This window comes from Rhodoferax sp. OV413 (genome assembly GCF_945881795.1).
GTDB lineage: Bacteria > Pseudomonadota > Gammaproteobacteria > Burkholderiales > Burkholderiaceae_C > Allorhodoferax.
Genome location: NZ_CAMCVG010000098.1, coordinates 1 through 7,469, shown reverse-complemented (window position 1 = coordinate 7,469; position 7,469 = coordinate 1). Strand labels below are relative to the sequence as shown.

The following is a 7,469-nucleotide window of genomic DNA, read 5'->3' as shown; positions in this document are numbered from 1 at the left end:
GATAGGCAACAATTCAGCCGCTAGCGCTTATGCAGTAAGCGCTAGCCGCTATCAAAAAAAGAGCGCCGGCAGATTACTCTGCCGGCGCTTTTTCTATGGCAGCCGGAGCAGTACGCCAAATGCAGGCGACTTCAGGACGAAAGCGTACTAACATATTGATTAAAAAATCTTAAATTTTGTTACTACAATAAGAGCATGCGATACAGCCATGATCCGAAGAAGCTCGCTGCCAACGTTGCCCATCATCAGGTGTGGTTTCACGAGGCGAAGCACTTTGAGTGGGAGACCGCTTTCGTAGCCATTGACAGCCGCAAACATTACGGCGAGGCACGCTTTGTGGCGCATGGCCTGATCACTAAGCGCCTTTATGTGATGGTTTTCACCTTGCGCGAATCATCGGTACGCATCATCAGCCTGCGCAAGGCCAACCAGAGAGAGGTACAACGCTATGCCAAAGACCATTAAGACCCGATCCGGCCGGATCCTTAGCCTCCCCGGTCCTGCGGAAGAGGACCAAATCAACGCGGGAATAGCAGTCGATGCGGACAACCCCGAATGGACTGCCGACATGCTGACCGGTGAGCGTCCGGCAAAGGAGTTTTTCTCGCCAGCGGTTTATGCAGAACTTTGCGCTATCCGCCAGCGTGGCCCCAAAAATAAGCCGCTCAAGGTACCAACAACCATCCGTTTTGATGCTGACGTGCTGGCAACGCTAAAAGCCAGCGGCAAGGGGTGGCAAACGCGCGTCAACGATGCAGTCAAGGATTGGTTGCGCACGCACTCGCAGGTGTAAGACAAGCTCCCTCACCTGCGTAAAAACGCCCCCTCGGCGCTTTTCAATGAACCCTGGCAGCACCTGGGTGCGACGGGTATTGAATAAGCTTCAGGCCTTCACACAGTCCGCAAAGTAGCGCACCTTGCCGTTTTCATCTGTCTCGCTGACCAGACCGTGCACATCGGTCTCAAAGCCGGGGCAGTTGGCGTTAAATTCGCGTGAGAACTTGAGGTAGTCCACCACTTTCTTGGTGAACACTTCGCCGGGCACCAGCAGCGGGATGCCGGGTGGATACGGGGTCACCATGCCGACTGACACGCGGCCTTCGAGGTGGTCGATCTCGACGCGCTCGGTCTTGCGCAGCGCAATGTGGGCGTAGGCGTCGCTGGGCTTCATGGCGGGCACAAGGTCGCTCAGATACACCTCGGTGGTCAGGCGGGCAATATCAAACTTGGCATACAGCTGGTGGATGTGCTGGCAGAGGTCCGCCAGGCCCATTTTTTCGTAGCGTGGGTACTTCTGCACAAATTCCGGCAACACGCGCCACATGGGCTGGTTCTTGGCGTAATCGTCTTTGAACTGTTGCAAGGCGGTCAACATACTGTTCCAGCGGCCTTTGGTGATGCCGATGGTGAACATAATGAAGAAACTATAGAGGCCGGTTTTCTCGACCACCACGCCGTGCTCTGCCAGGAATTTGGTGACAATGGAGGCAGGAATGCCGGTCTTGGCGAACTTACCGTTGAGGTCCAGCCCTGGCGTCACGATGGTGGACTTGATCGGGTCCAGCATGTTGAATCCGTTGGCCAAGCGGCCGAAGCCGTGCCAGTTGGCTTTGGCGCTCTTGCTCTCGCCCTTGATGATCCAGTCCGAGGCCTTGCCGATGCCTTCGTCCGCCAGCGCGTCAGGGCCCCAGACCTTGAACCACCAGTCGTCGCCGTACTCTTCGTCCACCTTGCGCATGGCGCGGCGGAAGTCCAGCGCCTCGGCAATGCTCTCTTCCACCAGTGCAGTGCCGCCGGGCGGCTCCATCATGGCGGCAGCCACGTCGCAGCTTGCGATGATGCTGTACTGCGGGCTTGTGGAGGTGTGCATCAGGTACGCCTCGTTGAACAAGTGCTTGTCCAGCTTCACGGTTTGCGAGTCCTGCACCAGGACATGGCTGGCCTGGCTGATGCCGGCCAGCAGCTTGTGGATGGACTGGGTGCTGTAAACGACCGCCTCCTTGGGGCGCGGCCGGTTCTTGCCCATGGCGTGATAGGTGCCGTAGAACGGGTGAAAGGCCGCGTGCGGCAGCCAAGCCTCGTCGAAGTGGATGTTTTCCACATAGCCATCGACCAGGCTTTTGATGGTCTCGGTGTTGTACAAAACGCCGTCGTAGGTGCTTTGGGTCAATGTCAGGATGCGCGGCTTCACCTTCCCTGCGTCAACCCCTTGCAGCAGAGGGTTGGCCTTGATCTTGGCCTGGATCGCTGCCGGCTCGAACTCGCTCTTGGGGATGGGCCCGATGATGCCGAAATGGTTGCGTGTGGGCTTCAGGAAGACCGGAATCGCGCCAGTCATGATGATGGCATGCAGGTTGCTCTTGTGGCAGTTGCGGTCAACGATGACGATGTCGCCCGGCGCCACGGTGTGGTGCCACACCATCTTGTTGGAGGTGGAGGTGCCGTTCGTGACAAAGAAGCAGTGGTCGGCGTTAAAAATGCGCGCTGCATTGCGCTCGGAGGCGCCGATGGCGCCGTTGTGGTCGAGCAACTGGCCCAGCTCTTCGACCGCATTGCACACGTCGGCCCGCAGCATGTTTTCACCATAAAACTGGTGGTACATCTGGCCCACAGGGCTCTTCAGAAACGCGACTCCTCCGGAGTGTCCCGGGCAGTGCCAGCTGTACGAGCCGTCTTCTGCGTAGTCCAGCAGGGCCTTAAAGAATGGCGGCTGCACACCCTCGAGGTACCCACGCGCCTCGCGGATGATGTGGCGGGCCACAAACTCAGGCGTGTCTTCAAACATGTGAATGAAGCCATGCAGCTCGCGCAGGATATCGTTGGGAATGTGGCGGCTGGTCTTGGTTTCGCCGTACACATAAATTGGCACGTCCAGGTTCTTGCGGCGCACTTCCTCGATGAAGTGGCGCAGATTCAGCACCGCGGGGTCCAGATCCGGTCCCGGTGTGAACTCCTCATCGTCAATCGACAAGATAAACGCGCTGGCGCGGCTCTGCTGCTGGGCAAACTGGCTCAAGTCGCCGTAACTGGTCACACCCAAAATCTCAAAGCCCTCTGACTCAATGGCCTGGGCCAGGGCGCGAATGCCGAGGCCGGAGGTGTTTTCTGAACGGAAATCTTCATCAATGATGATGATGGGAAAGCGAAACTTCATCGGGTGGCTCCAGCGGTGGGGCAAAAGATTGCAAACAGGCGCGAAGTGTAAGGACTAATTGCGGCACGTCCGCACAGCTGACATCCAATCGGCCCATACTGTGGCGTCATCAATACACGCGGAGCCCTCGATGTCAGAACCCACACTTTGGTGGCTGGTTGCAGGCGGAATGATTGCCGTCGAGTTGTTGACCGGCACGTTTTATTTGCTCATGCTGGCCACCGGCGCAGTGGCCGCAGCGCTTGCCGCCCATACGGGTGCGGGCCTTACCACACAACTGGTATGCGCGGCCCTTGTTGGCGGCGGGGCGACCGCGGCCTGGCACTGGAAGCGCGCGGGCCGGCGGCGGGAGCCCGATGCGCAAGCTAACCCGAATCTGCATCTGGACATTGGCGAGACACTGGAGATTGCTGCCTGGAACCCCGACGGCACCGCCGGCGTGCAATACCGGGGCGCGCACTGGACCGCTATTCACCGCATCGGCGTAGTGCCTGAGGCAGGCCTGCACCGGGTGACTGAAATCGTAGGCAACCGCCTATTGGTAGAAAAAACTTAACGAGGGAATCCCTATGGAAATCGCCATTTTGCTTTTGGTTATTGCCGTGCTGTTTGTCACGCGCTCGGTCAAGGTCGTCCCCCAGCAGCACGCCTGGGTGGTGGAGCGCCTGGGTAAGTACCACGGCACCCTGACCCCGGGACTGAACTTTCTGGTTCCGTTTATTGACACCGTGGCTTACAAGCACGTGCTCAAGGAAATTCCGCTCGACATTGCCAGCCAGGTCTGCATCACCAAAGACAACACGCAGCTGCAAGTGGACGGGATTTTGTATTTTCAGGTGACCGATGCCATGCGTGCCAGCTACGGCTCGAGCAACTACATCATCGCCATCTCGCAACTCGCGCAAACCTCTCTGCGTTCAGTCATCGGCAAGCTCGAGCTCGACAAGACCTTCGAGGAGCGCGACATCATCAACGCGCAGGTGGTGGCCGCCATTGACGAAGCGGCCCTGAACTGGGGCGTAAAGGTTTTGCGTTATGAGATCAAAGACCTGACCCCGCCCAAAGAGATCCTGCACGCCATGCAAGCCCAGATCACCGCCGAGCGCGAAAAGCGGGCGCTGATAGCGGCATCCGAAGGCCGCCGTCAAGAGCAAATCAACATAGCCACCGGCGAGCGCGAAGCCTTCATTGCCCGCTCTGAGGGGGAGAAACAGGCTGCCATCAATAAAGCGCAGGGCGAAGCAGCGTCCATTACCGCCGTGGCCGATGCCACCGCCGCCGCTATCGAACGCATAGCAAGCGCCATCCGCCAGCCGGGCGGCGAAGCTGCAGTGCAGCTCAAGGTCGCCGAACGCGCCGTAGACGCCTACGGCAAGGTCGCCGCCGATGCCAGCACCACCCTCATCATCCCCGGCAACATGAGCGAAGTGTCCGGCCTGATTGCCACCGCGATGAAGATGGTGCAGGTGACGGGGCGGTAAGGCTTTGCTAGCGCGCGACGCCACTGATGGGGCGGTTGCGCGCGGGGATGATGCACCAGCGAAATTGCGTCAACCTCCCATAAATCAGGGAATAAAGAACCACCAAACCCACACAACATGCCATTAAGGCTGGGGTGTTGTTCCAAAACCTGGTCGCCAGAAAAACCGGCAAGAGTGCTGCCAACCACATGGTCGAACCGGTCATGGAATTCCGGACACCACTGGTCGCATTCGGCATTAATTGCCGGATAAAGCGCCGCTTAACCAGGCTATGCAGATGTAAGCGGTCAGGGTCGCCAACATTCAAATGCCGCTTTTTACGCCGCCACACACTGAAACCGACTTCCAAAATTGGATATGCGCAAGTTACCAAGAGGGCCCACGCAGATATCTCCGGATGGCGCGCCATCATCAACACCGACGTCCAAGCAACTGCGAACCCGAGGAAGTAGGCTCCTCCGTCCCCGAGAAAGAGCTTTCCCCAAGGCCAATTCACCACGAAGAATCCAAAAGTAATCGCGGCGAACAAAACACATATGCGAGCGAGTTCAACGTCTGCGAGTTGCAGATTGATGAGGGCCAAGCCGATGAAAATGATAATGACAGTTCCGCTGGCAAGGCCATTGAATCCATCGATGATGTTGACAGCATTGGCGATACCGCCCACAGCAAACGCGGTGAACAAGACAGAAAACGCAGTAAAGCCCAACAAATAGTCGAGGCCCCAGACGTGCACGCTGGAAATGGAGTTTCCGGTGATCATCCAAGCGGTGAAGCCCGACACCATGGTAGCCACCAGTCGCACTGTGACACTAACCTCTTTGGTGAGGTCCTCGATCAGACCAAACAAAAACGCTGGAATACCGGCAACTAGCAAGGGCCATAACAGATATTGGAAATCGCCTGAAGGCGTTATCAGGTAGGCGCAGGCTGCTCCTGATCCGATAGCAAGCCCGCCAACACGCGATGTGGGGTTCGTGTGAAACTTCTGGATACCGGTATCGCCGTCAATACTGAAACGACCATGATAACGCTGGGTCAGAACTGTGAGCCAAGCAACGGCAAAGGATGCAAAAGATACCCATAGGGCTGGACTATCCACTAAATGCCAGATACTAACGGCAGCTTCATCCCTGACTTGATTTAGATTCATTTGATCCCCAGCGACCTGTGAAACGATCGCCTCAAATCCCCCCATTTTCTTGCTGATGTCTCGTCTTGCATTGCATTTCGCATCGCATGACGGATAAACACAAACAACAGAATCGCAAATCCAGAGGCCAAAGTTGCAATGACGGCAATCAAAGCCTTTTTCGGCTTACTCTTTCGCTCTGGTGGAACAGCTCTGTCCACAATCTGAATGACCGCCCCCTCGCGAGCTTCATCGACGCGCGCCAACTCAAACTGCTTAGCAAATAACTCGAAAAGAGTTTCGTAGTATTTGAAATCGCGGTAACGTGCCACGTAATCCGCATCGGCATCACTGCTTTGGGGTGGGCGCTCGAGTTTGGCAAATTGGGATCGCAGTGCGGCTAATTCAGTAAGCGCTTGCTTGAAATCGGGAGAGGACTCCGTGAGATAGCCTCGCATACTTCCAATCTTGATCTCTTGGGCGGTTATTTGGGCCTGAATTTGGGCGATACCCGCGATGGCTGCAGCAGGGTTTGATTTGAGTGCAGACACATTCACACCCGAGCCCCGCAAAGCCTGCTCCGCACGGGTTAGTTGCTCTTTGCTCTCTTCCAGGCGAGCCTCAAAGAAGACTCTTCGATTCTGTGCTTCAGTGACAGCAAGTTTGCCCAAAAATGCACGTAGTTCCTCCACATAAGCATTGGTAATATCAGCCGCCATCTGTGGATCTTTGTCATCTACTTCGATGGTAATCAGCCCGTCCTTACCAGAGGATATTCTGCTGTTGGCGGCCAAGGCTGTACGGGTGTCGACCTGGGTATCCGCTTCATAGCGGTTCACAAGGTCAAATCGGGCAATGAGCGCGTTGGACACTGTTTCGCTCTTCATCAGCGAAACATACTGATCATTGGGATTTTTTATACCCGCTGCCGCACCGGCCAAGCCGCCCAAGGCGCCAAGGCTTTGCAGCATCATGGCCGCGCCGCCCTGTTGCTGTTGGGGCGGCATGAAGATAGTTTTCGCGGTAAACGTCGGGGGTATCACAAAACTCACCCCAAGGGCTGTCAAGCCAATCAATAAGGGCCCCAATATCAGCAGACGCAGATTTTCGGCAATGACCTGGAGCAGGCTGAGCAGGTCGATTTCGTCGTCTTCAGCGTTTTCAAGAATAGGTTCGGAGTTCATGCTGGAGCCTAGTTGCGCAACGACTTGATGGCGGCCGCGCTGATGCCCAGATTCGACAAAATCTGCGTCCAATCTTTCAATGCCCGTACGGTGAATGAGTACCCGTCTTCTCGGTCCACTTTGGCCGGAACCACCAGGGTGTCGCCTGGCATTACAGCCATCGACTCGAACCCGGCGCCGAACAAACTAGCACGGTCGCGCTTGGCGACCACGCTGCCGTCTGCCCGCAACATGAATGCGCTGGCGGCCTCAGCCTCGTCCGTGAGGCCAGCGCCCCGCAGCACATCGCCTACCGTCTTACCCGGTCGGTAAATCAAAGCGTTCTCGTTGTAAACAGCACCTGCAGCAGCCACATAACCGGGCACCGGCGGCACAAAAAAGCGGTCTCCATCCTCCAAGGGAAGATTTGGTAACCCTGCGATGGTGGTAGCCGCAGGGTCCATTTCAAGGGCCAGCCTACCGTTGCTCTTGAGCGACTTGAGCTTGTTGATTTGAGACTGAATCTGGGACTGTTCTTG

The 7,469-nt window shown here is 56.8% G+C and carries 7 protein-coding genes and 1 pseudogene; 4 read left to right on the top strand and 4 right to left on the bottom strand.

What is annotated here, in order from left to right; all coding sequences use genetic code 11:
• The first annotated feature begins 195 nt into the window (after nucleotides 1–195).
• The gene (locus Q0O05_RS10555; RefSeq protein ID WP_293662807.1) at nucleotides 196–465 is read left to right on the top strand and encodes a BrnT family toxin; all 270 of its coding nucleotides are present in this window, start codon (nucleotides 196–198) and stop codon (nucleotides 463–465) included.
• Nucleotides 449–793, top strand: coding sequence for a BrnA antitoxin family protein (locus Q0O05_RS10550; RefSeq protein ID WP_293662805.1), 345 nt, complete (start codon nucleotides 449–451; stop codon nucleotides 791–793). Before Q0O05_RS10555 ends, Q0O05_RS10550 begins: the two co-directional genes overlap by 17 nt.
• 90 nt (nucleotides 794–883) lie before the next feature.
• Here the strand turns inward: Q0O05_RS10550 and Q0O05_RS10545 are convergent, their stop codons facing one another.
• Nucleotides 884–3,154, bottom strand: a complete 2,271-nt coding sequence (locus Q0O05_RS10545; protein ID WP_293662803.1) for an arginine/lysine/ornithine decarboxylase — start codon at nucleotides 3,152–3,154, stop codon at nucleotides 884–886.
• 130 nt (nucleotides 3,155–3,284) lie between these two features.
• Here Q0O05_RS10545 and Q0O05_RS10540 point away from each other — a divergent pair, with 130 nt between their 5' ends.
• Together Q0O05_RS10540 and Q0O05_RS10535 are read left to right on the top strand one after the other, a co-directional pair.
• Complete coding sequence (locus tag Q0O05_RS10540; RefSeq protein WP_293662801.1) at nucleotides 3,285–3,710, top strand: NfeD family protein; 426 nt, start codon at nucleotides 3,285–3,287, stop codon at nucleotides 3,708–3,710.
• A 13-nt stretch (nucleotides 3,711–3,723) separates the two neighbouring features.
• A complete protein-coding gene (locus tag Q0O05_RS10535) occupies nucleotides 3,724–4,635 on the top strand; it encodes a stomatin-like protein (RefSeq protein WP_293662799.1) in 912 nt (303 codons plus the stop codon).
• A 7-nt stretch (nucleotides 4,636–4,642) separates the two neighbouring features.
• Here the strand turns inward: Q0O05_RS10535 and Q0O05_RS10530 are convergent, their stop codons facing one another.
• The 3 genes and pseudogenes from Q0O05_RS10530 to Q0O05_RS10520 form a co-directional block, all read right to left on the bottom strand.
• Complete coding sequence (locus tag Q0O05_RS10530; protein ID WP_293662797.1) at nucleotides 4,643–5,788, bottom strand: glycosyltransferase; 1,146 nt, start codon at nucleotides 5,786–5,788, stop codon at nucleotides 4,643–4,645.
• Nucleotides 5,785–6,951: a Wzz/FepE/Etk N-terminal domain-containing protein gene (locus tag Q0O05_RS10525; RefSeq protein ID WP_293662795.1), complete on the bottom strand. Its 1,167-nt coding sequence runs from the start codon at nucleotides 6,949–6,951 to the stop codon at nucleotides 5,785–5,787. Before Q0O05_RS10525 ends, Q0O05_RS10530 begins: the two co-directional genes overlap by 4 nt.
• 8 nt (nucleotides 6,952–6,959) lie before the next feature.
• Nucleotides 6,960–7,469, bottom strand: a pseudogene (locus Q0O05_RS10520) (capsule biosynthesis GfcC family protein); the annotation flags it as partial.

Coding starts and splice junctions, on each gene's coding strand:
- Q0O05_RS10555 (WP_293662807.1), top strand. CDS start 196: ATGCGATACAGCCATGATCCGAAGAAGCTCGCTGCCAACGTTGCCCAT.
- Q0O05_RS10550 (WP_293662805.1), top strand. CDS start 449: ATGCCAAAGACCATTAAGACCCGATCCGGCCGGATCCTTAGCCTCCCC.
- Q0O05_RS10545 (WP_293662803.1), bottom strand. CDS start 3,154: ATGAAGTTTCGCTTTCCCATCATCATCATTGATGAAGATTTCCGTTCA.
- Q0O05_RS10540 (WP_293662801.1), top strand. CDS start 3,285: ATGTCAGAACCCACACTTTGGTGGCTGGTTGCAGGCGGAATGATTGCC.
- Q0O05_RS10535 (WP_293662799.1), top strand. CDS start 3,724: ATGGAAATCGCCATTTTGCTTTTGGTTATTGCCGTGCTGTTTGTCACG.
- Q0O05_RS10530 (WP_293662797.1), bottom strand. CDS start 5,788: ATGAATCTAAATCAAGTCAGGGATGAAGCTGCCGTTAGTATCTGGCAT.
- Q0O05_RS10525 (WP_293662795.1), bottom strand. CDS start 6,951: ATGAACTCCGAACCTATTCTTGAAAACGCTGAAGACGACGAAATCGAC.